Origin of the sequence: Pseudomonas chlororaphis, assembly GCA_001023535.1 — a bacterium.
Lineage (GTDB): Bacteria > Pseudomonadota > Gammaproteobacteria > Pseudomonadales > Pseudomonadaceae > Aquipseudomonas > Aquipseudomonas chlororaphis_E.
On the sequence record CP011020.1, the window covers coordinates 3,639,409 to 3,663,915 of the forward strand.

A 24,507-nucleotide genomic window follows, 5' to 3' on the forward strand; every position below is an offset into this window, starting at 1 on the left:
TCAACGCTGGGTGGGTAGCAAGCGGCAAGCATATCGCAGGGCCGCTCAGGCTTCATCGTCCAGGCCCGGTTGCGTCTGCAACGGCAGGTGCAAAGTGATGCAGGTGCCGCGCCCGTCCAGGCCATCACCCACGCTGATGCGCCCACCATGGGCGCCGACCATGCCCTGACAGATCGCCAACCCCAGCCCGGTGCCCTGCCCGCCGCGGTCGCCACGGGCAGCGGTGTAGAACATGTCGAAAATCTTCTCCCGCTCCTCTTCGGGAATGCCCGGCCCTTCATCGGCGACGGCAAAGAACACCTCGCTGTCCGTCGCCCCGGCACTCAACCGGAGCCGCCCATGGGCCGGCGAGAAACGCGCAGCGTTCTCCAGCACGTTCACCAGCGCCTGCTCGATCAGCGCCGCATGGACGTACAGCAACGGCAGTTCAGGCGAGGCTTCAACCGCGAGCGCCAGGGGCGCCAACACCGCGCGCAGGCGGTTCAGGGCACTGCCGACGATATCGGCCGGCGACACCCAATCGCGCGCCAGTTTCAGCGCGCCGTGCCCCAGGCGGGTCATATCCAGCAGGTTCTGGATATAGCGGTCCAGTCGTTCGGCCTCATCGCGCGTCCCTTCGAGCAATTCGCGGCGGTCCTCCAGCGGGATCGCCTCGCCCAGCGCCAGCAGGCTGTCGATGCTGCCGCGCATGGCGGTCAGCGGTGTGCGCAAATCATGGGACACCGACGCCAGCAAGGCACTGCGCAACTGTTCGGTTTCCCCGTGCAGGCGCGCCGCTTCCAGGTCCTGGGCCAATTGTGCCCGGGCCAGCGCCTGGGCCAATGGCTGGCTGAGGGCCGCCAGTAAACGGCGGCGCTGGCCACTGAGCTGCGCGCCTTCCATCGGACACACACCCAGCAAGGCCAGCGGGCCGCCCTCTGCCGACAGCGGCCACCACCACCAGCGTCCGGATGGCAACGTCCCGGTGCCGGCGCCGGCCGGTTGATCGTGCTGCCAGGACCAATCGGCGGCCGCGCGTTCGGCTTCGGTGAACGTCAGCGGTTCGCCGCTCTCGACCTTCCAGTGACCTTGGCCGTCGCGGTTGAGCAGGCACAGTTGCAAGTCGTGCCCGCCACCGAGGTGCTGCGTGGCGGCGCTGATGACGGCCTGGCGATCGGTAGCGGCGGTGAGCTTGCGCGACAGGTCGAGCAGTTCACTGGTTTCCTGCTGGGTGTCGCGCAGCGCCTGCAACTGGCGACGCTGGCGGGCGGCCAGGTTGCCGGTCAACGCGGCCATCAAGAGAAAGAACACCAGGGTCAGCACATCTTCTTCGCGCTGGATGGTGAGGGAAAAATTGGGCGGGATGAACAGGAAGTCGTAGGCCAGGAACGATAGCGCCGCGCAAGCCAGCGCCGGGCCGAGGCTGCTGCGCACGGCCACCAGCAACACCGCCATCAGGAACACCAGGGAAATATTGGGCAACGCCAACACCCCCGAGATCCCCCAAGCCAGGGCACTGGCCATGACTGTCGCGACCAATGCCAGCGCGTAATCGAAGCCGGTCTGCACGCGGCTTGAACGCACACGAGCCGGGCGCGGTTGTTCGTCGCCGTCCAGCACGTTGATTTCCAGGCCTCGGGCATCGCGCAGCAGCCGTGAGGCCAGGCCACCGCCCAGCCAACGTCGACGCAGACGGGGGCTGGACTGGCCCACCAGCAACAGTGTGGCGCGACGTTCGCTGGCATGCTGGATCAGTGTCCGAGCCACCTCCGCGGCCCGCAGCAACACCACTTCGCCACCCAGGCGTTCGGCCAGTTGCTGAGCATTCTGCAAGCGCTGGCGCGAGGCTTCGTCGTGGACACTGCCGTTGTCCACGTGCACCAGGCTCCATGGCAAATGCCGCCGCTGGGCGACGCGACTGGCGTGGCGTACCAGACGCTCCGCCTGGAGGTCACCGTCCACGCCCACCAGCAATCGCCCGCGTACCGCCGGAGCGGCCTGGCCCAGTTGCCGATAGCCCTGGGCCAGATCGTTATCGACCTGGGCAGCGGCGGTCTGCATGGCCAGCTCGCGCAAGGCGGTCAGGTTGGTCTGGGTGAAGAAGGCGTCGATGGCCGCGCGAGCCTGTTCCGGTACGTAGACCTTGCCATCGCGCAGGCGCTCCAGCAGCTCGCGCGGCGGCAGGTCGATCAGCAGCAACTCGTCGGCCTCCTGCAGGACCCAGTCCGGCAGCGTCTCGCGCACCTGCACGCCCGTGATGCCGCGCACCTGGTCGTTGAGGCTTTCCAGGTGCTGGACGTTGACGGCGGTGTAGACATCGATACCGGCGGCGAGCAGGTCCTGGATGTCTTGCCAGCGCTTGAGGTGGCGGCTGCCCGGGGCGTTGCTGTGGGCCAGCTCATCCACCAGGGCCAGGGCCGGCCGGGCCGCGAGCAGACCGTCGAGGTCCATCTCCTCGAGCATCACGCCGCGATACTCCGAACGCACCAGCGGCTGCTGCGGCAGGCCGCCCAACAGCGCTTCGGTTTCACTGCGTCCGTGGGTCTCGACCACACCGGCAATCACCTTCACGCCCTGGCGCAGTTGGGTGTGGGCCGCTTGCAGCATGGCGTAGGTCTTGCCGACGCCGGGCGCCGCGCCAAGAAAGACCTTGAGCCGGCCACGGCCGTTGCGCGGTAGATGGGCTAACAGTGCGTCGGCGCGGCCGGAATCGCTCATGTTGGGGGTCTCGTTCAGGCATTAATCAAGCCCTTGTGAGAGCGAGCTTGCTGGCGATGGCGGTGGGACAGTCGCCACTCAGGCCGACTGATACAAAGCCATCGCGAGCAAGCTCGCTCCCACAGGGTTTACAGCTTTTGCAGCGCCAGGTTCAGCGCCAGGACATTCACCACCGGCGGCCCCACCAGGGGTTGCTCGACATGGGCATCGAGCAGTTGCTCCAGCGTCGAGACCGGCAGGTTGCGCGCCGCAGCGACACGCGCCAGTTGATAGGCAATTGCGCTCGGTGGCAAGTGCGGGTCCAAGCCACTGCCGGAGGTGGTCAGCAGCGCCAGCGGCACTGGGCCTGCGCCGGGCACCTGCAACTTCTCGGCGTCGGCGATCACTCGTGCCGCCAGGGCCGGATTGCTGGGCGACAGATTGCTCGCGCCACTGGCGACCGTGGCGAAGGCCGCGGCCGATGGCCGTGGATGAAACCAGGCATCGCCCGTGAAGTCCTGGGCGATCAACAACGAGCCGCGGACCTTGCCCTCGGCATCCCTCACCAGGCTGCCGTTGGCCTGGGCGGGAAACGCGACTTGCGCCACGCCCGTGACCACCAGTGGGTAAGCGACACCGGTGACCAGGGTCATCAGCAGAATCAGGCTCAGGGCCGGGCGTATCAGAGTGGACATTTCAAACTCCTCGAATCAGAACACACAGGTGTGGCGAGGGCGCCTGCCAGAAGTGCAGTCACCTCAAACCAGCCTCAACGCCGTCAACGCCATGTCGATCAGCTTGATCCCCACGAACGGCACCACGATCCCACCCAGGCCATAGATCAGCAGGTTGCGCCGCAACAAGGCCGCCGCGTTCGCCGCTTGCACCCGTACGCCGCGCAAGGCCAGGGGGATCAGCACCACGATGATCAGGGCGTTGAAGACAATGGCCGACACAATCGCGCTTTGCGGGCTGCTCAGGTGCATCACGTTCAACACGCCGAGCTGTGGATAAATCGAGGCGAACAGCGCCGGCAGGATCGCGAAATACTTGGCGATGTCGTTGGCGATGGAGAACGTCGTCAGCGCACCACGGGTCACCAGCAATTCCTTGCCGATCTGCACCACGTCCAGCAACTTGGTCGGGTCGCTGTCGAGGTCGACCATGTTGGCCGCTTCCCGCGCCGCCTGGGTGCCGTCGTTCATGGCCATGCCGACATCGGCCTGGGCCAGGGCCGGGGCGTCGTTGGCACCGTCGCCGCACATCGCCACCAGCCGACCGTCATTCTGCTCATGGCGGATGCGCGCCAGTTTTTTCTCCGGCGTGGCCTCGGCCAGCACGTCGTCGACGCCTGCCTCTGCGGCAATCGCGGCGGCGGTCAGCGGGTTGTCCCCCGTCACCATCACCGTGCGGATGCCCAACTTGCGCAACTCGGCGAAGCGTTCGCGAATGCCTGGCTTGACCACGTCCTTGAGATGAATGACACCCAGCAGCTTGCCGTCCATGCACACCAACAACGGCGTGCCACCGCTCTGAGCGATTTTGTCGACTTCCCGGGCCAATGCCGCCGGCAACTCGCTGCGTGGCATACCGATGAAATCCAGCAGCGAATCCACGGCGCCCTTTCGATAAATGCGCCCTTGGTAATCGCCCCCGGACAAGCGCGTTTCGGCGCTGAACGGCACGGCGGTCAGCGACTCGAGGCCAGGTTCGGGCAGCGGATGCAGGCCTCGCAGATACTCGACGATAGACTTGCCTTCGGCCGTATCGTCGGCCAGCGAGGCAAACAGCGTACCTTCGGCCAACTCCCTGGCGCTCACCCCAGGGGCGGCATGCACCGCGGCACAGCGTCGGTTGCCAAAGGTGATGGTGCCGGTCTTGTCCAGCATCAGCACATGCACGTCCCCCGCCGCCTCCACCGCGCGACCGGACTTGGCGATCACGTTCAAGCGCACCAGCCGATCCATGCCGGCGATGCCGATGGCCGACAGCAGCCCACCGATGGTGGTGGGAATCAGGGTGACCAACAGTGCCACCAGGAACACCAGCGGCAGGCTGCCGTTGGCGAAATGGGCGAAGGGTTGCAGCGTCACCACCACCAGCAGGAAGATCAACGTCAGGCCAATCAGCAGGATGTCCAGTGCCACTTCGTTCGGGGTTTTCTGGCGCTTGGCTCCCTCCACCAGGGCGATCATGCGGTCCAGGGTGGACTCGCCAGGGTTGCTGGTAATGCGCACCAGCAACCAGTCGGAGACCAGCCGAGTGTTGCCGGTGACCGCCGAACGATCGCCGCCGGACTCGCGGATCACCGGCGCCGACTCACCCGTGATCGCCGCCTCGTTGACGGCAGCGATGCCTTCGATCACCTCGCCGTCCCCGGGAATCATCTCCCCGGCCGCGACACGCACCACGTCGCCCTTGCGCAGACGGGTAGCGGGCACCACTTCAAATCCGTTGGCGGTCTGGCGCCGTGCGCTCAGGCCTTCGCTGCCGGCCTTGAGGCTGTCGGCCCGCGCCTTGCCGCGCCCCTCGGCCAAGGCTTCGGCGAAGTTGGCGAACAGTACGGTGAACCACAGCCACAGAGCGATCTGCACGGCGACGAACGTCGGCACCGCCGTGTCGGGAACGAAGCACAGCACAGTGGTGAGGATAGCGGTCAGTTCCACCACCAGCATCACCGGGGCCCGGTGCAACTGGCGTGGGTCGAGCTTGACGAACGCTTGCACCAGCGCTGGCCGCCACAAGGACGAGAAGTTGGTTTTCAGGGGGTCCGACGTCTTGGCGACGACGGCTTTGCTCATCGGCATATTCATCATCAATTCCTCAGAAGCCCATGCTCAGGTGTTCGGCGATCGGCCCCAAGGCCAGGGTCGGCAGGAAGGTCAGGCCGCCCACCAGCAGAATCGTCACGGTCAACAAAGTGACGAACAGCGGGCCGTGGGTGGGGAAGCTGTTCTGCCCGATCGGCGCGGTTTTCTTCAGTGCCAGGCTACCGGCCAACGCCAGCACCGGCAGGATGTAGCCGAAACGACCGATCAACATGCCCAGGCCCAGCATCAGGTTGTGGAAAGGGGTATTGGCGCTGAACCCACCAAAGGCCGAGCCGTTGTTCGCCCCCGCCGAGGTGTAGGCGTACAGCAACTGGCTGAAACCGTGGGCACCCGGGTTGCTCACCGCGGCTGCCGGCCCGGGCAGGCTTGCGGCGATGGCGCCCAGCACCAGCACACTCACCGGCATCACCAGCAGGGTGACCACCAGCAACTGAACTTCCCGGGCGCCGAGCTTCTTGCCCAGGTATTCCGGTGTGCGGCCGATCATCAACCCGGACAGGAACACCGCGATCAGCACGTTCAGCAACATGCCGTAGAGCCCTGCGCCGACACCGCCGAAAATCACCTCGCCGACCATCATGTTCACCAGCGCAACCATGCCGCTCAGCGGGTTGAGGCTGTCGTGCATGCCGTTGACCGAGCCATTGGAGGCCGCCGTGGTAGTCACCGACCAGAGCACCGTCGCGGTGGTCCCGAAGCGCGCTTCCTTGCCTTCCAGCGACGCGGTTTGTTCGACGGCGGGGTTGTTCAAGGTCGGGTTGGGCTGGTACTCGGCCCACAGCGACGTGGCACCACCGATCAGAAACAGCACCAGCATGCAGGCGATGATTGCCCGGCTCTGGCGCAGGTCCTTGACGTAATGGCCGAAGGTGAACACCAGCGCGGCAGGAATCAGGATGATCGACGCGAGCTCGAACAGGTTGCTCCAGGCCGTCGGGTTCTCGAACGGGTGCGCCGAGTTGACGCCGAAGAACCCACCACCGTTGGTGCCCAATTGCTTGATCGCAATCTGGCTGGCCGCCGGCCCCAGCGGGATCACCTGATCGGCGCCCTGCAGGGTCATCCCATGCACATAGTGAGCGAAGGTCTGCGGCACGCCCTGCCACACCAGGAAGAGCGCCAACAGCAGGCACAACGGCAACAGCCCGTAAAGGGTGGCGCGGGTCATGTCGACCCAGAAGTTGCCCAGCGTCGCGGCGGACTTGCGCCCGATCCCGCGACACAACGCTACCAGCACCGCCAGGCCGGTGGCGGCGCTGACAAAGTTCTGCACCGTCAGGCCGACCATCTGGCTCAGGTAGCTCACCGACGCCTCGCCACTGTAGGACTGCCAGTTGGTGTTGGTCATGAAACTCACGGCCGTGTTGAAAGCCTGGGTCCATTCCATGTCCGGCAGTTGTTCGGTGTTGAGCGGCAGATGCCCTTGAAACAGAAGAATCGCAAACAACAGCACAAAGCCCGCCAGGTTGAACGCGAGCAAGGCCAGGGTGTATTTCTGCCAGCTCTGCTCAGCGCCGGGATCAACGCCTGCCAGCCGATAGCAACCCCGCTCCACGGGCCCGAGAATCGGAGAGAGCCAGGTACGCTGGCCCTCCATCACCCGGTAGTAAAAACGCCCCAGCAACGGTGCTGGAATCAGCACCAGGGCGAAAAAAGCGAGGATCAGCCCGAAATCATAACCGTGCATAGCCGCTCCTAGTTCCGATCCGCGCGCAACAGCGCAACCAGCAGGTAAATGAACAGCGCCACTGCCAACAGCAGCGACACCCCGTCCAGAACACTCATGGGATTTCTCCGTCGTACGGCGTCGTGCCGTGTGTGGAGTGATTGTCGGCACGGCGTGCGTAAAGGAACGAGATCGAGAGAGCGGTTGGGGGATAAAGAATCTGTAAAAAAACGGCTGAATCGATGGTTGGGCGGGCTTCTTCGCGAGCCAGCCCGCCGACTGCTCAGCGCAAGTCCAGTGTGGGAGCGGGCTTGCCCGCGAAGGCGGCACCATCAGCGCCAACGCCCTCAACTGGCGCACAACAGGGGCACATCAAGCAAGGAACATCCCCGATACGACAGGATTTCACCCGTTGCGACCGCCCCCGACACACTGGCACGCCCACTGCACTGCCTTCCCCAGCGCTTTTGCTATGGATCGAGGGGAGCCACCGATGAACACACAACTCAAACCCACGCTGGGCACCCTGCATTTATGGGGGATCGCCGTCGGGTTGGTGATATCCGGCGAGTATTTCGGCTGGAGCTACGGCTGGGGCGTGGCCGGAACACTGGGTTTTCTGGTGACGTCATTCATGGTCGCGGCCATGTACACCTGCTTCATCTTCAGCTTCACCGAACTGACCACGGCCATTCCCCATGCCGGCGGACCGTTTGCCTACAGCCGTCGTGCCTTCGGCGCGAAAGGCGGATTGATCGCCGGGCTGGCGACGCTGATCGAGTTCGTCTTCGCGCCGCCCGCCATTGCCTTGGCCATCGGGGCCTACCTGAACGTGCAATTCCCGGCCCTGGACCCCAAGCACGCGGCGGTTGGCGCCTACATCGTGTTCATGGGCCTGAACATCCTCGGGGTCAAGCTGGCCGCGACGTTCGAACTGATCGTCTGCGTCCTGGCGGTGGCCGAGTTGCTGGTGTTCATGGGCGTCGTGGCCCCGGCCTTCAGCTTCAGTCACTTCGCCTTGAACGGCTGGGCCGGCTCCGACGTATTCGGTGCCCCTGCCATTGCCGGAATGTTCGCCGCCATCCCGTTTGCCATCTGGTTCTTCCTGGCCATCGAAGGCGCGGCCATGGCGGCCGAAGAAGCCAGGGACCCGAAACGCACCATCCCCAAGGCCTACATCAGTGGCATCCTGACCCTGGTGGTGCTGGCGATGGGAGTGATGTTCTTCGCCGGCGGCGTCGGTGACTGGCGCACCCTGTCGAACATCAACGACCCGCTGCCACAGGCCATGAAAACCGTGGTCGGCGAAAGCTCCGGCTGGTTGCACATGCTGGTGTGGATCGGCCTGTTCGGCCTGGTGGCGAGTTTCCACGGCATCATCCTGGGCTACTCGCGGCAGTTCTTCGCCCTGGCGCGCGCCGGCTACCTGCCCGCCTCCCTGGCCAAGCTCTCACGCTTCCAGACGCCACACCGCGCCATCATCGCCGGAGGCCTGATCGGCATTGCCGCTATCTACAGCGACGGCCTGATCAACCTCGGCGGCATGACCCTGACCGCCGCGATGATCACCATGGCGGTGTTCGGTGCGATCGTCATGTACATCATGAGCATGCTCAGCCTGTTCAAACTGCGCAAAACCGAGCCCAACCTGGAGCGCACCTTCCGCGCGCCGGGCTACCCTCTCGTACCGGGAATCGCCCTGGTATTGGCGGTGGTATGCCTGGTGGCGATGGCCTGGTTCAATGCGCTGATCGGCCTGATCTTCGTCGCGTTCATGGCGGCGGGCTTCGTCTACTTCACCCTGACCGCACAACTGCGAGCGGCGGCTCCAGCCGATGCAATGCTGACCGGGCCTTGAGGTGAAGCCGGCCGAACGGGCGTAGTATGGAACCACTGCGAACGAGCTTCGCTCATAAGTGGTAGGCGCGGCAGATTGGCGAACAGACGCCCACTGGCCGCGCCCTCAAGGAGAGCCCTATGCCCTGGTATGCCTGGTTGATTCTGATTGTTGCAATCGGCTCGATCGTTGGTGGTCTGATGATGCTGCGCGACACCGCCAACAAGGTCGAGTTGACGGACGAACAACGCAAGCGTGTTGCCGAGCGCAACGCCGAGATGGACGCGAAGGAGGCCAAGGATCGTTGAGTGCTGGCTGCTGGCTGGCACAACACTGTGGAGTGCTGCCTGACACAAAACTTTTGTGGCGAGGGGATTTATCCCCGTTGGGCTGCGCAGCAGCCCCAAAACCTGTCACGCGGTCTATCTGATCGACTGGGTGGGTTTTAAAAGGGGCCGCTGCGCGCCCCAGCGGGGATAAATCCCCTCGCCACAGAAGGCCGCGTCCTGTCCGCCTACTGCGTTACTTCTCCCAATCCGCCCTGGCAATGTGCAAGCCATGCAACCCCTTGTACGCCGCCCGCTCAGGCTGGCTCCAGCCTTCCAACAATGCGTCGTCCAACCGATAGATCTCCACCCCCAGTGGCCGACAGACGCTCAATGGATCCTGCGCATCCGGCCCCCACATGGCCAGTGACAGGTCACCGCCCGGGCAGGTGGACAGGGCGCACAACAGATCAATTTCGGCAAAGAACTCCAGGTAATCGCCTTTCTGTGCCGGACAGGCCTTCATGAAGTACATGTCGTCATGGTTCAGCCCGGTGCACTGGAAGATATTCAGCACGTCGTGTACATCGAACTCGGTCAAGCCGTGGGGCAACACCGCGCGAGTCAGGTTCGAATGGCAGTGATGGTGGAAATCCTCGCCGGTCAGCATCTTGTTGACGTAAGGGTCGCAACGCGTGCCCAGCAGATCGTGCAACCGCCCCCCGTGCTCATCGATGCCATAACCGGCCAGGCTGTCGTCGGTGATGGTCACCAGCGGCCGCAGGAACGGCAAGTTCGACCACAAACGGTCGTGGGTACTGACATGGGCGCCCTGCAACTGCCGGGTACGCGCGGCCCACAATCGCTCCCGCGGGTCGTGGGCGTTCCAGACGTTGAAGTCGCCGACCTGCGGGCCCTGCGGCGTGGTGACACGAAAGACGTGCCCGGCGGGTACATGCCAGGCACGGCCAGTGCGAATGGGGACTTCGAACTGCTCGATCAGCGTGCGCTGGTCCTGCCGGGTACGGATTCGGTCGTAGAAAGGCTTGTCCACCTGGAGGGCGGAACCTTTGCTGACCTGGTAGGCAGCTGGGTAGTCTTTGTACATGGCAAGGCTCCTTGATCGCCTGTTAGCGAGCGGCCGATGAGGCTATGAGGCTGCTCATCCAACGGGATATGAACGGTGAGGTCGAGTCCAGCGTCATGCTTCAGTTTGAATGGCCTATAAGCGGCAAAAAAGTGGATCAATTCACTCAAAGAGCGAACCCACGCAGCCCGCTATCGATAAAACGGAAAAAGCCAGTCCCATCGACTGGCCATTCCTTTCGATTCAGCTCAATTCACTTCCAGTTTATCCCGATTTTTGTCCAGGATTGCTTTACCAATGCCCTTGACCTCCAGCAACTCTTCGACTGACGAAAAAGCGCCATTACTTTCACGATATGCAACAATTGCATCAGCCTTCGCCTTACCTATCCCAGTCAGCTCACGCTGAAGCGTCGTAGCATCTGCCTGGTTTAAATCCACCTTGCCCTCTTGCGAAGACACCGAGCTCTGCACCACAGGAGGCATTGCCACCTCGGGCTTGACCACTGCGGTCGCGCCTACCGCGACTGAGGCATTGGCCAGGAGGGCAAAAATCAGCGGGTAAAAATATCCTTTACGCATAAAATGAAGCTCCTTGATACCGTCAAGAGGAAGCAGCTTTGTGACGCTGCATTCCAAACTTAGGCGATGATTGAGGGCTGTCAAAAAGGCGACCATTGCAAAAAATGTAATAACGAGGCGTATTAGACTTTCAGGGGCTCACGCGAATGGGTAGGTCAATCGCATCCCACGCGAGCGAAACGGTGACGGCAAAAACACATCGATGCTCAAGCTAAGGCCACCTACTTCGAGCTGCGAAATCCCCTGCAAGGGCCCCTGCTCCCGAGTTTATCAATCGCCATGACTCTTTCGCTTTGCCTGTAGCACAGAAAAATTTGAGCAGTTACTTTATTATCAGCCGCTGGATCAATGGCTTATAAGCCAATAATCTAACGAAACTTGCCAACACAGGGTGGTGTTCCAACCATCCAATGGAACGGATAACAATGAGCGATCATAAAGATTACTTCGTGCATTCCCACGCTTTATGCGAAACCTCCCAGATAGGCAAAGGCACTCGGGTTTGGGCCTTCACCCACTTGCTACCCGGGGCCAAAATCGGCCAGGACTGCAATATCTGCGACCACGTGTTCATCGAAAACGACGTCGTCGTAGGAGACCGGGTAACAATCAAATGCGGTGTTCAGCTGTGGGATGGTGTTTCCATCGGAGACGATGTGTTTATTGGTCCCAACGCCACATTCACCAATGACCGCTTTCCGAGAAGCAAGGTCTATCCTGAAAGCTTCGACAGAACCGTAATAAGCAAAGGCGCCTCCTTGGGCGCCAATTGCACTATTCTTCCAGGAATAACTATTGGGGAGAACGCGATGATTGGCGCAGGGGCGGTGGTCACCCGTTCAGTGCCCGCCAATGTCACGGTGGTGGGTAACCCAGCAAAGATACTGCAGCGCAAGGATGAAGGCCAAAACCAGGCTTGAACGAGCCTTTGGACGGTTTCGGCACCCAAACAGAATGGGCACATCCTCAATTTTCCTGAAGGTGTGCCCTGCGCATTTATCGAACGTCTTTATCATCGTTCAAGAACAAGCGGGGCAGAGACCGTTGCTTACCCTGACCAGTGAACGCTCAGTCTTGATCAAGGGTCGCGTCGTCTTTGCTGGTGGATCCAGTCCACTATTTCTCCATCGGGTGCATAACCACTGACTGTATCGCGCAACAACTGGCGTACACGCGAATAATCGTCAGTCTCGACGGCGGTGATCAACTCAGCCAATTTACCCTTCAACGCATCCCAAGGTATGAAGTCTTCATTGGCACTCATAATCATCGGATGAGAAGTTTGCACTACGTTATCGCCAATCAATAACTCTTCGTACAACTTCTCTCCAGGCCGCAGCCCCGTGAACTCTATGGCAATGTCTCCATGGGGGTTCTTTTCCGAACGCACACTGAAGCCCGACAGATGAATCATCTTCTCGGCCAGTTCGACGATCCTGACCGGTTCTCCCATGTCCAATACGAAAACATCCCCCCCCATCCCCATGGCCCCGGCCTGAATAACCAGTTGTGCAGCTTCTGGGATCGTCATGAAATATCGGGTGATTTTCGGATGAGTGACGGTCAGCGGTCCACCTGACTTTATCTGCTTATGGAACAAAGGGATGACCGAACCTGACGAGCCGAGAACATTACCGAAACGAACCATCGTGAAACGGGTTTTATTGACACGTGATACGTTGGCATTATCGCCAAAAAGCACCGGTGCTATTTCCCGGCTAAGCGCCTGCAGCGTTAGCTCTGCCAGACGTTTGGTACTGCCCATGACGTTGGTAGGACGTACAGCCTTGTCTGTGGAAATCAAAACAAAATTGGCAACCCCTGCCTGCAGAGCCGCTTGGGCGGTATTCAATGTACCAATGACGTTGTTCAGAACACCTTCGGCAATATTATGTTCGACTATAGGAACGTGTTTATAGGCTGCTGCATGGTAGACAGTGTTCACTTGCCATACATTCATCACGTCAAGCAGTTTACGCGGGTTGGTTACTGAACCCAGGATCGGCAAAAGACGTACGGAAAGGGACTTCCTGGCAACCTGCTGCTCCAACTCGGACAAGATGCTGTACAGATTGAACTCGCTATGTTCGAACATTATTAATGTCGACGGGCGCAATTCAAGTATCTGGCGGCACAGTTCCGAGCCGATCGACCCTCCGGCGCCCGTCACCATAACCACCTGCTCCTTGATGCAATGCTCGAGCAAGCTCTCCTGGGCCGGTACTGCATCACGGCCTAACAGATCGGCGATATCGACTTCCTGAATGTCGTCAACTTTTACGCGCCCGCTTGCCAAGTCCATAAAGCCGGGAATACTGCGTACGTGAAGGGGGAAGCCTTCGAGGAAGCCCAAGATCTCACGACGCCTTACCCGGTTTGCCGAGGGAATGGCCAGTAGAATTTCCTGAGCCCCCGTGACATCGATCATGCGCTGAATGTTTTTGGGTTTGTAGACCTGCAGACCCGCGATCACCCGATCGGCGATACTGCTATCGTCGTCGATAAACGCTATCGGACGCATGACACGCCCCATACGCAGTGCAGCTACCAATTGGTTACCGGCAGCACCTGCGCCATAGATGGCGACCTTTGGCAATCCATCGTCACGATTCGTGAAAGGAACATGCTGCGCCGCCGTGAACCAGTCGCCCAGGAAGTACTGACGCATCGCCAGGCGCAGTCCGCCAATCATGATCAGACTAAGCCACCAATAGTTGAAGATGATCGACCTGGGCACAATGTTCTGATGATTGCTGTACCAGAAGACGACGATCCCCAGAATCAACGAAGAGAGGCTGACAGCCTTGATGATGGCGATAAGTGCGTCATTGCCAAAGTACCTCATCACCGCGCGGTACATTCCAAAACGGATAAACAACGGAATCGCGATGGCCGGCGCACTCAGGAACAGAACCTGATGGGCAGTGAATGGATTGATCAGCGCATCGACGCCCAAACGCACCACAAACGAAAGCCACAGCGCCAACCAGACCAGAACGATATCCGCAGACACTTGAATCAAGCGCTTCTGCCGGCGCGATAGCTCCAGCAAGAAAGTTCGTAATTTATCCATAAATCCTTTGGGTACCTAATAAAACGGCTGAACAGTCAGTCTCTTCTCGATGAAGATCCAGAGGCCAGAAACCTAAACCAGTTTCTGCTGAGTACCCTCTGCCAAGCCAGCTCGAAACTTCAGTGCCAATAAAATCAAAGGTACATACGCTACCAGTACCCCAACAACGCCTTGCACAACCCCCTCGACCACCAGAAAAGCCATAGGCAGCAGCCACAGCAGATTAAGTGCTCCCACTGTCAATGTCACAGGCAAATGTTGCTTGTAATGCCGCGAGGCGAATTGGTAGGCATGGCTGCGATGAGCTTCGTAGAGCTTTTCTCCTCTCAGTAGACGGCGAATCAGCGTCACTGTTGCATCCACGATAAAAACGCCGAGCAAGATCAGCCAGGCAAAAAACAGATCAGACGATATCCAGGCAGACTGAAGTGCAAAAATGCCCAACGTGATACCCAGGAAACCACTCCCGGCATCGCCCATGAAAATCCTCGCAGGCGGGTAATTCCAGCACAGGAAGCCCAGCACAGCACTGGCAAGCAACAACGGACCGACAAAGTTGCCAGCACCCTGCAACCCACCTAGCAGCGCAGCACTCAGGCAGACCGTTATAGCCTCGACACTGGCGATCCCGTCGATACCATCCATAAAATTATAAAGATTCAACATCCAGACCAGGAACAACGCCGCAACCACATAACCAAAAACACCAAACTCCACGTTCATGCCGAACATGGAAAGCGGTGCAAGGCCACCGACCCAGTATAACGCCCAAAACGCGGCGATAAAGTGACCCAACAGGCGCCATCTGGCAGCAATATGCCCATGATCATCCAGAAAACCCAGGATAGCCACCAACGATCCTGCCCCTAAGAGCGCCGCGACCGGATTCAATGGCAGGATGCCCAGGAAAAACGATGCCGCCACCGCTGCGAAAAAGCATAGGACAATTGCCACCCCGCCGCCTCTGGGCGTGGGTGCAGTATGGGAACTGCGGGCGTTAGGTACGTCTATAAGACTGCGAGCCAATGCATACCGACGCAGGACCCAGGTCAGCAGGAAGGAAGCAATCGCGATAACCGGCAAAACGAACCACAGCATTAAAAACTCCTTTATTCAGACTGTTCCGGTCTTGAACGACACTTTTCTGCGGACAACATAAACTCCCGTGCCGACCTGACAAGCTCATTGCGAGAAGAAAAAGGTGGTGTCCACCCTAATAGTTTCATCGCCTTTGCGGGGTTGACAACGAAAGATCCACACAACTGGGTTACCAAAGCACGCTTACCGACGAGCTGGCCGGCCGCATAAATGAGCTTGACAGGAAAATAGAAAACCCGGGGCCGCTTCCCCATGCCAACAGAAAGAGCATCAATGATTTCCGGCAAGGCGAGGTCGTCACCGTCGGATACAAGAAATAACTCTCCAGCGGCATCGGGATGAATGGCGCACACGCGTATAAAATCAGTCAAATTATCAAGAGAGATCATGCTTCTTCGGTTGGCGACCCCAGAAAAGGGCAAGGGCAAACCGCTCCTGACGAGTTTCAACAGACGTTGGAAATTACCCGGCGCATTGGCCGCATAAACAAGGGGCGGACGGATAATAACCAATTCCATCCCACTGGCACCCTCTATGTATGCACGGCTGAGGGCGACTTCGGCCTCGTACTTGGATAAAGCATAATCCTTGACGGGGGTGGCAGGGCTGGTTTCGTCAATAGGCGCTAATCCGGTTTCGACCCCGTTGACACCAATAGAACTGACGAAAATAAAGCGCTTGACTCCGCGCTGCTCCGCAATGGAGGCGAGCCTCAAGGTGAAGTCTCTGTTCACCTTGAACATCGCCGAGACATCCTTGGCGGCTTTGCCAAATTGATGCGCCCTGCCCGCGAGATGGACAACGATATCTACGCCAGACAACGCTTCGGAAAGGAACTCTTCATTGTCCAGCTCACCGAACAGGCATTCATAATCTGCGGCGGCCGCCGAAGGCTTGCGCATAAGCGCACGCACGGCAAACCCCTTTGCCTGAAGATCAAGACACAAAGAACGCCCAATAAAGCCACTTGCCCCCGTCACTAGGATTTTCATTTTTTGTTCACCAGCATAATAATTTCATCAAGCCAGCCGGCCAGGCTATAGCGATGATAAATATGAGGATCAACAGCCCTATAAGGCCGTTCAAGAAACGCCTTGCTGATAACGGGTTCCCAACGATCAATGACAAGAATATTATCTTCAGCGTAAAAATCGTACTGTTTAACGCTTGCATTGGTGGTAACCAGCTTCTTCCTTGCCCCTAATGTTTCCAACGTACGCATGGTCAACCCCGTCTGCTGAGGATGCTCTATATCGAGTATCGCATTTGAAACGTTAAAAACACGCTGAACCTCAGACTTGGGTATCGACGCGAATTTGAAATTACTTTTCCTGGCATTCCGATAGGCGCGATTAAAGCAGCGATAGAACCAATAAACCCAGTTGGCCTGCAAGTAAAGATACCAATATCTTCTTGTTGACGCATCCAATTGGCGATCTATTTTATCGACAATAAAAAACCGATCGGTGTGTGCTGTACCAATAAAACTTATATCGTATTCTGTCTTCGTCTCGACGACAGCATTAAAACCCGCAGAAAAAAATAAAGGTCGAAAATTGACATTGTACTTTTCAGCATCATTTTTATCGAAGGTAAACACACTATCAAAATACTTTAGATTATGAAGCGTCTGTTGTCGATTGGAAAAAGAATCCCACATATATAGGATAAATTTTGCCTTTGGATACCGTTCACGCCACGCAGAAAGTGTTTTCGCAGAGAGCGTCTGTCCATTGACAACAAAAACGTAGTCAAACTCCGTATGAACGGAGCTCATCTGTCGTTCATAATATCGATCGGCAGCGCCGATTACCCACGCGTGACGAAACTTTGTGAGCGCCTTTAGAAAAGGCGATTCGAATGGACGGTCCAATAGAAAAGTGACGCTGGCGCCCTGTTGCTCCAGTTCTCCCTTTATCTCGGACTCATAACCAAAAAACATCGGAGCCACGTATAAGACGTTTTTATTCTTTAACAATTCATTCACACCAACGTCGCTCGCTGTTTAACGATTTTTGCAGGCATGCCGGCGACGATGACATTTGCCGGCATGCTCGTCAGCAACACCGAGTTGGCGGCCACCGTAACATTATCGCCCACCGTTATCCCCCCCAGCACTTTCGCCCCGGCACCGACTACCACATCGTTACCAATAACGGGACGGTGGTCCGCGTCGTAGGTAAAATCCAGATCCTTGGCGCCCAGCGTCACGCCTTGATAGATAACAGCGTTTGCGCCTACGCTGACAGCACCGATAACGGTTCCCTGGGTATGGGGGAAAAACAGGCCCGGACCAATTTTGCAGGCAACCGCTATTTCTATCCCAAAGACGGTGTAATTCAACAAGGAAAAAAACCGGCCGATTATTTTCAGCCCGTTGGAATTCATTGAATATGCTAGCCTGTAGAGCAGCACGGGAGCAAATCTAGGAGAAACCATAGCCAACACCAACTTCATCTTTGACCTGGTCGCAGGAGCCTTGAATAGTGCCCTCTGCCTCTCAATGTCTGCGCACAACAGACGCCACAAACCCGGGTTGTCCTGCTCCATGGCGAGCTCCTTAATTCATCAACTTTCGAGCGCGTAATTCTTGATTAGCCTTTTCCAGCTGATCCTCTGGCAACGGCTGCTGGAGCACCCACTCAGCGAAGCGCTTGAGACCTTCTTTCAGCGTAATCTTGGGATGAATACCGAGCAACTTATTCAACCGTTCAATATCAGCGTAATTATGACGAATATCGCCAACTCTAAACTGCCCGGTCACTTGAACATTCGGTTTTTTCCCGAACGCGACTGTCAACTCCTCGGCGACTTCCTTAACAGAGGTGGCAATCCCGCTACCCACATTAACGACGGTATTGGGTGATTTTTCAACAAGCAAACCCGCAACCAACGCATCTGTCACATCATCGACATGCACAAAATCGCGGCTCTCGAGGCCATCTTCGAAAAGTGGAAGAACGGTATCGCGACGAATCTTGGTGGAAAATATGGACAATATGCCAGTGTACGGATTATTGAGCGACTGTCGCTCACCGTAAACATTCTGCAAACGGAAAATCGTATAATCTATGCCCATTGACTGACTGCCAATCCTGACAAGATCCTCTTGCGCATACTTGGTCGCCGCATAGAACGAGGACGGGGCGATCAGATCCGTTTCCTTCGTCGGTACAAGTTGCAATGCATCGCCTGTAAAGGGGCAAAGAGGTTCCCACATTTGTTTACTCAGCGCGTCAGCGGAACGAGCGGTCGGGCATACACGCTGTTGAGTGAGAGGGTTGATATAGGCCCCCTCTCCATATACCGAACGACTTGAGGAGAGAATAATTCTCTTAACACGATGCGCCGGTAACTTGCCCAGAACGTCAAACATCAAGGCAGTGCCTTGGGAGTTAACCTCGTTATAGCGGGCAATCTCGTACATCGATTGACCAGTGCCGGTTTCTGCCGCCAAATGAACGATGCCGTCAACGCCTTCAAGCGCCTTTGTCCAATCTTCTCGCGAAGTGACACTTCCGCGAATGAACTCGATGCCTTCACCATTCAACCAATCGAGGTCAACAGGTAGACTGCCATGCACCTGAACGGTTAGAGGATCCAGAATTCTAACGGTATGGTTCGTTTTCAACAGTTTGGGAACGAGGTGCGAACCTATGAACCCTGCACCACCAGTGATTAGAATCTTTTTCATAACGGTACCTCTATCCATCAACAGTAAAACATCTTTGCGTCTGACATGGGCGCTTAGGGTGCGTCTTGCCGCGCGTATTTTTCATGTCTACCGGAACGGAGGCCGGCAAAAACATACAGAGAACAGCAGATAAAAAATTGGAACAATGTCGGCAACAGGAAAAACATATCATAGAAAATTGAAAACACGAGAATCTGAAAGGCTACCGAATAAGCAAAGATCCCCCAGGGTCGCCCCCTGAGCGAGACCTTGTATACACAGCAGCAAACCAATTGAATCAGCGCAACAAATATAAAGCCACCCAAAGCCCCGGTGTCCGATACGAAACCCGCATAAATAGTAGAGGTATTCAAATTGTTATCCACAAACGTGAACAGATCGTTCCTGGCATCCAACTCAAAATACGCCTTCACAATCGAAGGCAGCATATTGGACATCGAATAGGATACCGACCAGTTTGGAATCACAGTATCAATGTTGTGGAAAAAATTACTGAGCCCGGCTGTCAGGTAGACGTAAAACCAGAGAAAACCGCTGGGCAAGGCATCAAACACTTCTCCGGATTGACCAGATACCAAATAGGCAAAGGGGTTTGAGGTTTGCCGCATGTCACCCAGGTAGCCAAAAATCACCACAACCGCCACAGCGACGACAGCCAGCGAAAGTATCTTCTTAGAGGATACCTTCGTCAGTAGCAACGCAACACAAACGACCTGAATCAATCCGCTCAGCAGAATACCGCGGCCCAGCATCAACACCGGCCATAGCAAAAGAACCAGAATCAATACAGCCATTTTTTTGGAGTGTTTTTTTATAGACAAATAAGTCGCCATTGACAGCACCTGCAGATAGCAGGCATTCATGACTCCATGGAGGGAAGGCACACCGAACTCGGTGTACAGTTTATTAATACCCACCAAACGCCAATAAAGAGGCACGCCCCCCGAATAATAAATCTCGAAAGCGGTGCCAAGAAACCACACACACCCTAACAACATTAAAAAACGCGACACGACACTTATATAAAAATCGGTCTGTGCTTCACTGGGAACTTCGATCTTTTTCCGCCCCCTTAAAAGCAAATACAATAACAGTATGCTGACCATATTCATGATTATCACCATCAGTCCCACCGCCGAGGGGGAGACCAAATTTGTGGTCAAGTCAAAAAAATACAGCAACAGGACCAGCGACCACATGGCAATATAAACAAATGCAGGGTTCAGCATAGTCGTTTATACCTGTCGCTTTAGGGCATTTTTCAGCCGGGGCAGCACCCCCGAAGCAACATTGAAAATCATGGGGCGACGCAGAATCCCAAAAAGCAAATTGGTCATTGTTCGTTTGTTTCCGGATGAGTACTTCAGGAATAACGGACGCAGCGCCTCGACATTGGCCTTGTTCTTCTTAACAACCTGCCTGAAAAGCTCACCTAGAAGATAACGGTAGCCACCTTGCTGGCACGCTTCCCTAATGGCCGGATCATGTTCATAACGTTCGGCAATGAGATCGACGGTCAGAAGAGACTCTTGCAGCAATTCGAATGTCCTGTCGCTAGCCCCTAGGCCATGCTTACGATACTTGCCATAGACACCCGGGAGTTCACGAATTTCGCCTTGCAACGCGACTTCAATATAAAAGATCCAGTCTGAAACGACGGGAAAGAGCGGATCGAAGCCGTGCGTAGGACAAGCAGAACGTCTAACCATGACCGAAGAAGCACCTGGAATACCCCCCTTCGATATTAAATCGTGGACGTTATTGATTCGCTCTTTTTCAGTAGTATTGGTACGAAAAATCAACGCACCATCAGCGTGATTAAAAATATCCACAGGATGGTAAGACAGTACGACCTTGGGATCCTCGAAAAGCGCCACCTGGGCCTTCAACTTCCCGGGTAAAAACAGATCATCGCCACCTAGCACTGCGACCAGCTCTCCGCTGCAGGCAAAAAAAGCCGCATTGGAGTTGCCGGTAATGCCGAGATTCTTCTCATTCAAGACCGGCACAATCACATCAGGATATTTATTATAAAAGTCCAGAATAACTTCGCGCGTACCGTCTGTAGAGGCGTCGTCTGCTACCACAATCTCGAAATTGTCATAGTCTTGCGTCAATACACTCTCGATCGTTTCCGCAATCAGATGCTGCTGATTGTAAGTAATGATCATCACAGAAACTTTTGGATTATAAATATTCAACGCAAGCGCCTCAACAGAAAAACCATTATCCAGCAAATCATTCAGCCAACTAGCCCGTCAGCTTTCACTTTCTTCAACTCCATCGTAACGAACAGCATTAACAACGCCCAGTAAACTGCATAGTTCACCGCGTGAGCCAGAGACACTCCCTCCAAGCCCAATAATTTTGTAAAAACGACCGTCATGACATAAAAAGAAATTGCAGAAAGCACTTCGGAAAAGATAAAGAGCTTGAACATGGCCTTACCCAGCATGACATAAGCAAGGATCCAGCTACCTATCTTGAGAGTATCGCCAACGATCTGCCAGGCGAAAAGACTCCTCATGGGCAGGAAATCCGCTGTAAACAACACATGTATGATGAAGTCACGCAAGACAAAGATAATCAGTCCGCACAACGCGGCACAGGGCAATATGACACGGTAGCCCAATAGAACTTCCGCTCTTATCGCTTCCCGGCTTTCCAATTCAGAAAGCCTGGGCAAATAATAAACGCTGAGGGTCGTTGTTACGAGCATGAGGTAGGCGGCACTAAGACGCCACATGGCTTCCCAGTAGCCGGCCGCATCCCAACCAAATGATGAACCCAGGTAGTTTCGCACGAAGATATGGCTGACCGGTACGCAAATAGCTGATGTAAGGGCCATGGCCGTATATTTCAGAAAATTTTTGGCCACTGCATAATCGACGCGCCCCACCATATAGTTAAAGCGAAACCAAGGCGCTTTCAGACAAATAACAAGAGTCACAAAAAAACTAATTGATTGATAAATAGCCAGAGCTATCAACGCACCATACAGGCCGAAATACATTGATAAAGCCGTAGTCACTAGAAAGGCAAAGACGCTTCCAGCAATATTTGCGAAAACGTAACGAAGCAGATCTTTTTTACCGTTAAGTATCGCCAGCAAAAGCGCATTTAATGTAAAGAATACCAGCGTAGCCGCAAACCATCTGAAGACACCGCCAAAGTCGGAGTTCTTTAGAAATGCAACCGCCAGCTCATCACTGAATATCATTATAACGACACTGCAAAGCAGTGAGCCTAACAAGGCTATAGTCCCAGCACTCCGCCAGACGGCGTGCTGCTTGTCCTCGTTATAATGATATTCCGCCGTGTACTTCGTAACACCTGTATTAATAGCACCACTGGCAAAAGTAGTGATCATTTGAATAGCGTTTTGAAACTGCCCAAGCGCTGCATAACCCACAGGACCAACGTAGATGGCCAGGACTTTATTTATTCCAAGCAACGTCAACATTTTAACGAGTACGGCAACCCCGTTAAGCAGACTTGTTTTTATCAGCGTCATTAGCCTTCAACCAAGGCCATTAAAACTATTGCAGGCATCAATCACAGCGCTCGCGTCTTCGAGGGTCATGGTGGGACCAATCGGAAGGCTGAGTACCTCGTCGTGTATCCTCTCGGTTAACGGGAACGACTGGCTATTCCAGTTTTTGTAAGCAAGCTGTTTATGCGGAGGTATTGGATAATGTATCAATGTCTGGATACCTGATGCAGCCAAGTGCTTCTGCAAAGCATCACGGTGCTGGCAGCGAACAACATAAAGATGCCAGACATGGCCTTCAAAATCCAAGGGAGACACATTTTCCTGGATGGGCAGACGGATCGCAGCATTACGGATACCGTCACTGTACGCACGCGCAATCTTTCTGCGACTTTGAATATCAGTCGACAGATATTTTAATTTAACGCTCAACATTGCGGCTTGTATTTCATCAAGCCGGCTGTTGACACCTTGGTAGATATTCTTGTATTTCTCGTGAGAACCATAATTGCGTAGTGCTTTTAGTACTGTAGCCAGTTCCGGGTCATTCGTGGTAATCGCCCCAGCATCACCCAGTGCGCCGAGATTTTTCCCTGGATAGAAGCTGAATCCGGCTGCATCGCCCCAACTACCGGCCACTTTTGCGTCAATACTCGCACCGTGCGCCTGTGCGGAGTCCTCCAAAACCAAAAGATTATGCTTTTTTGCGATACTCATGATACTTGGCATATCAGCCAAGCGACCATAAAGATGAACGGGAATAATTGCCTTGGTTTTGGGGCCGATAGAAGACTCTATCAACGCCGGCGAAATGTTCAAGGTTTCATCAGGCTCAACGAGCACAGGGGTCAAGCCATTTTCGGTAATGGCCAGGACACTCGCTATATAAGTGTTGGCAGGGACGATCACTTCATCGCCTTCGGTCAACCTGCCGAGGAGCTTCCACGCTCTCAAGGTTAGCGTCAGCGCGTCCAGCCCATTCGCTACGCCAAGACAAAATTGCACGCCACACGCCTTCGCAAAATCACTCTCGAAGGCCTCCAGCTCTTTTCCTTGAATATACCAGCCAGAATCGATGACTCGCGCACAGGCAGCTTTGAGTTCGGAAGCGTAGGCCGCGTTTACATCTTTCAAACTTAGAAACTCAATCATTAAACACCTGTTCTTTGCGTGTAGATCAAATCAGCTGGCTTCAAGAGCAAGCCGGGATCAAACAGCCTCATTGGATACGGCAGCGGCGGCTACTAAATTGGTAAATTCTTTGTAATTTCGAATATAGTCTTTTTCGTCATATTCATGGCTGGCGAATACGACCAACACACAGTCCGGGCTAAAATCATGCATTTCCCGCCAGACAAGATTATTGATCAGAACACCTTTTGTCGGCGAGTCCAACCAGATCTCTTCCTTCGTCACGCCGTTATCCATCAACATCCGGCACTTGCCCGAAACACACACGGCCAGTTGACGAAGATCTTTGTGCGCATGAAACCCTCGGCTGACCTCAGGTTGCGTGCCAAAAATATAATAGACGCGTCTAAACTCAAATGGTATCTGACTCGACTTTTCCAAGGCGATCAGACTCCCTCGGCTATCCCCAATGATGTCCAGCGTCAGCGCTTGAGTACTGCCGGGGGTATACAGACTTGGAAGATCAGCGTCTTTCAACGGGCTCGCCTGCCTGTCTTTTTCACTGATAATAAAATCAGCCCCAGCAGGCCAGTCGATGCCTAAATCAGGGTCGTCCCACTTGATGCTGCGCTCAAGTTCTTTACTGTAGACATCCGTGGTCTTGTATAAAAAGTGCGTGTTATCTTCCAACGCTACAAAGCCGTGTGCGAATCCTTCAGGAATCCACAGCATGCGATGGTTTTCTGCGCTTAGCTCGGCACCCACCCATTTCCCATAGGTGGGCGACCCCTTGCGAATATCGACAGCAACGTCATAGGCCGATCCCGAGACAACTCTGACCAACTTACCCTGAGCGTGGGGTGCGAGCTGATAATGCAAGCCACGAAGAACGCCCTTTTGCGAGGAGGAATGGTTGTCTTGAATAAAGCTTCTGGGTATGGGCAAACCTAACTTTGAGAGCTCGTCGTGAAAGCGCGGCTCATTAAAACTTTCAAAAAACCAGCCCCGATCATCCCTAAAAACCGTCGGTTCTATAATCACTACGTCCTGCAAATCGGTTTTTAGCAATTTCATGGA

General features: G+C 55.8%; 19 protein-coding genes and 1 pseudogene. 2 read left to right on the forward strand and 18 right to left on the reverse strand.

Going from position 1 to position 24,507, the window contains the following annotated elements; all coding sequences use genetic code 11:
- Positions 1 to 45: 45 nt before the first annotated feature.
- The 5 genes from VM99_16145 to VM99_16165 all read right to left on the reverse strand — a co-directional run bounded on the left by VM99_16145 (position 46) and on the right by VM99_16165 (position 7,292).
- Positions 46 to 2,697: a histidine kinase gene (locus tag VM99_16145; protein AKJ99525.1), complete on the reverse strand. Its 2,652-nt coding sequence runs from the start codon at positions 2,695 to 2,697 to the stop codon at positions 46 to 48.
- Positions 2,698 to 2,825: 128 nt separating this feature from the next.
- On the reverse strand, positions 2,826 to 3,371 hold the full coding sequence (locus VM99_16150; GenBank protein AKJ99526.1) for an ATPase: 546 nt from the start codon (positions 3,369 to 3,371) through the stop codon (positions 2,826 to 2,828).
- Positions 3,372 to 3,434: 63 nt separating this feature from the next.
- On the reverse strand, positions 3,435 to 5,489 hold the full coding sequence (locus tag VM99_16155) for a potassium-transporting ATPase subunit B (protein AKJ99527.1): 2,055 nt from the start codon (positions 5,487 to 5,489) through the stop codon (positions 3,435 to 3,437).
- A 10-nt stretch (positions 5,490 to 5,499) separates the two neighbouring features.
- Positions 5,500 to 7,194 carry an ATPase gene (locus tag VM99_16160; protein ID AKJ99528.1) on the reverse strand — a complete coding sequence of 565 codons (1,695 nt, stop codon included), beginning with the start codon at positions 7,192 to 7,194 and terminating at the stop codon, positions 5,500 to 5,502.
- Between the two features lie 8 nt (positions 7,195 to 7,202).
- Complete coding sequence (locus VM99_16165; GenBank protein ID AKJ99529.1) at positions 7,203 to 7,292, reverse strand: potassium ABC transporter ATPase; 90 nt, start codon at positions 7,290 to 7,292, stop codon at positions 7,203 to 7,205.
- A 374-nt stretch (positions 7,293 to 7,666) separates the two neighbouring features.
- Between VM99_16165 and VM99_16170 the strand changes: the two genes are divergently transcribed.
- Positions 7,667 to 9,031 carry an ethanolamin permease gene (locus VM99_16170; GenBank protein AKJ99530.1) on the forward strand — a complete coding sequence of 455 codons (1,365 nt, stop codon included), beginning with the start codon at positions 7,667 to 7,669 and terminating at the stop codon, positions 9,029 to 9,031.
- Between the two features lie 501 nt (positions 9,032 to 9,532).
- On the opposite strand, the gene VM99_16175 is transcribed toward VM99_16170, so the two are convergent.
- Both VM99_16175 and VM99_16180 read right to left on the reverse strand, forming a co-directional pair.
- A complete protein-coding gene (locus tag VM99_16175; GenBank protein AKJ99531.1) occupies positions 9,533 to 10,384 on the reverse strand; it encodes a hypothetical protein in 852 nt (283 codons plus the stop codon).
- Positions 10,385 to 10,611: 227 nt separating this feature from the next.
- Positions 10,612 to 10,944, reverse strand: coding sequence for a competence protein ComEA (locus VM99_16180; protein AKJ99532.1), 333 nt, complete (start codon positions 10,942 to 10,944; stop codon positions 10,612 to 10,614).
- Positions 10,945 to 11,369: 425 nt separating this feature from the next.
- Between VM99_16180 and VM99_16185 the strand changes: the two genes are divergently transcribed.
- Positions 11,370 to 11,864 carry a dTDP-6-deoxy-3,4-keto-hexulose isomerase gene (locus VM99_16185; GenBank protein AKJ99533.1) on the forward strand — a complete coding sequence of 165 codons (495 nt, stop codon included), beginning with the start codon at positions 11,370 to 11,372 and terminating at the stop codon, positions 11,862 to 11,864.
- A 158-nt stretch (positions 11,865 to 12,022) separates the two neighbouring features.
- Here the strand turns inward: VM99_16185 and VM99_16190 are convergent, their stop codons facing one another.
- The 11 genes and pseudogenes from VM99_16190 to VM99_16240 form a co-directional block, all read right to left on the reverse strand.
- On the reverse strand, positions 12,023 to 14,017 hold the full coding sequence (locus tag VM99_16190) for a membrane protein (protein ID AKJ99534.1): 1,995 nt from the start codon (positions 14,015 to 14,017) through the stop codon (positions 12,023 to 12,025).
- Positions 14,018 to 14,089: 72 nt separating this feature from the next.
- Positions 14,090 to 15,115, reverse strand: coding sequence for a glycosyl transferase (locus tag VM99_16195; GenBank protein AKJ99535.1), 1,026 nt, complete (start codon positions 15,113 to 15,115; stop codon positions 14,090 to 14,092).
- A gap of 11 nt (positions 15,116 to 15,126) precedes the next feature.
- Positions 15,127 to 16,107 (reverse strand): hypothetical protein, encoded by a 981-nt coding sequence (locus VM99_16200; protein ID AKJ99536.1) that lies wholly within the window; start codon positions 16,105 to 16,107, stop codon positions 15,127 to 15,129.
- Entirely contained in the window at positions 16,104 to 17,057 is a 954-nt protein-coding gene (locus VM99_16205; protein ID AKJ99537.1) for a hypothetical protein, read from the reverse strand. The genes VM99_16200 and VM99_16205 overlap by 4 nt, the downstream gene beginning before the upstream one ends.
- 41 nt (positions 17,058 to 17,098) lie before the next feature.
- Positions 17,099 to 17,665: a hypothetical protein gene (locus tag VM99_16210; GenBank protein AKJ99538.1), complete on the reverse strand. Its 567-nt coding sequence runs from the start codon at positions 17,663 to 17,665 to the stop codon at positions 17,099 to 17,101.
- 10 nt (positions 17,666 to 17,675) lie between these two features.
- Positions 17,676 to 18,809 carry an epimerase gene (locus tag VM99_16215; protein AKJ99539.1) on the reverse strand — a complete coding sequence of 378 codons (1,134 nt, stop codon included), beginning with the start codon at positions 18,807 to 18,809 and terminating at the stop codon, positions 17,676 to 17,678.
- Positions 18,810 to 18,862: 53 nt separating this feature from the next.
- Positions 18,863 to 20,038 carry a hypothetical protein gene (locus VM99_16220; GenBank protein AKJ99540.1) on the reverse strand — a complete coding sequence of 392 codons (1,176 nt, stop codon included), beginning with the start codon at positions 20,036 to 20,038 and terminating at the stop codon, positions 18,863 to 18,865.
- A gap of 255 nt (positions 20,039 to 20,293) precedes the next feature.
- Positions 20,294 to 20,980, reverse strand: a pseudogene (locus VM99_16225) (hypothetical protein).
- A gap of 71 nt (positions 20,981 to 21,051) precedes the next feature.
- Positions 21,052 to 22,323 (reverse strand): polysaccharide biosynthesis protein, encoded by a 1,272-nt coding sequence (locus VM99_16230; protein ID AKJ99541.1) that lies wholly within the window; start codon positions 22,321 to 22,323, stop codon positions 21,052 to 21,054.
- 6 nt (positions 22,324 to 22,329) lie between these two features.
- Complete coding sequence (locus VM99_16235; GenBank protein AKJ99542.1) at positions 22,330 to 23,451, reverse strand: aminotransferase; 1,122 nt, start codon at positions 23,449 to 23,451, stop codon at positions 22,330 to 22,332.
- 57 nt (positions 23,452 to 23,508) lie between these two features.
- Complete coding sequence (locus VM99_16240) at positions 23,509 to 24,504, reverse strand: dTDP-4-dehydrorhamnose 3,5-epimerase (protein ID AKJ99543.1); 996 nt, start codon at positions 24,502 to 24,504, stop codon at positions 23,509 to 23,511.
- Positions 24,505 to 24,507: the final 3 nt, after the last annotated feature.

Coding starts and splice junctions, on each gene's coding strand:
- VM99_16145 (AKJ99525.1), bottom strand. CDS start 2,697: ATGAGCGATTCCGGCCGCGCCGACGCACTGTTAGCCCATCTACCGCGC.
- VM99_16150 (AKJ99526.1), bottom strand. CDS start 3,371: ATGTCCACTCTGATACGCCCGGCCCTGAGCCTGATTCTGCTGATGACC.
- VM99_16155 (AKJ99527.1), bottom strand. CDS start 5,489: ATGAATATGCCGATGAGCAAAGCCGTCGTCGCCAAGACGTCGGACCCC.
- VM99_16160 (AKJ99528.1), bottom strand. CDS start 7,194: ATGCACGGTTATGATTTCGGGCTGATCCTCGCTTTTTTCGCCCTGGTG.
- VM99_16165 (AKJ99529.1), bottom strand. CDS start 7,292: ATGAGTGTTCTGGACGGGGTGTCGCTGCTGTTGGCAGTGGCGCTGTTC.
- VM99_16170 (AKJ99530.1), top strand. CDS start 7,667: ATGAACACACAACTCAAACCCACGCTGGGCACCCTGCATTTATGGGGG.
- VM99_16175 (AKJ99531.1), bottom strand. CDS start 10,384: ATGTACAAAGACTACCCAGCTGCCTACCAGGTCAGCAAAGGTTCCGCC.
- VM99_16180 (AKJ99532.1), bottom strand. CDS start 10,944: ATGCGTAAAGGATATTTTTACCCGCTGATTTTTGCCCTCCTGGCCAAT.
- VM99_16185 (AKJ99533.1), top strand. CDS start 11,370: ATGAGCGATCATAAAGATTACTTCGTGCATTCCCACGCTTTATGCGAA.
- VM99_16190 (AKJ99534.1), bottom strand. CDS start 14,017: ATGGATAAATTACGAACTTTCTTGCTGGAGCTATCGCGCCGGCAGAAG.
- VM99_16195 (AKJ99535.1), bottom strand. CDS start 15,115: ATGCTGTGGTTCGTTTTGCCGGTTATCGCGATTGCTTCCTTCCTGCTG.
- VM99_16200 (AKJ99536.1), bottom strand. CDS start 16,107: ATGAAAATCCTAGTGACGGGGGCAAGTGGCTTTATTGGGCGTTCTTTG.
- VM99_16205 (AKJ99537.1), bottom strand. CDS start 17,057: ATGTTTTTTGGTTATGAGTCCGAGATAAAGGGAGAACTGGAGCAACAG.
- VM99_16210 (AKJ99538.1), bottom strand. CDS start 17,665: ATGGAGCAGGACAACCCGGGTTTGTGGCGTCTGTTGTGCGCAGACATT.
- VM99_16215 (AKJ99539.1), bottom strand. CDS start 18,809: ATGAAAAAGATTCTAATCACTGGTGGTGCAGGGTTCATAGGTTCGCAC.
- VM99_16220 (AKJ99540.1), bottom strand. CDS start 20,038: ATGCTGAACCCTGCATTTGTTTATATTGCCATGTGGTCGCTGGTCCTG.
- VM99_16230 (AKJ99541.1), bottom strand. CDS start 22,323: ATGACGCTGATAAAAACAAGTCTGCTTAACGGGGTTGCCGTACTCGTT.
- VM99_16235 (AKJ99542.1), bottom strand. CDS start 23,451: ATGATTGAGTTTCTAAGTTTGAAAGATGTAAACGCGGCCTACGCTTCC.
- VM99_16240 (AKJ99543.1), bottom strand. CDS start 24,504: ATGAAATTGCTAAAAACCGATTTGCAGGACGTAGTGATTATAGAACCG.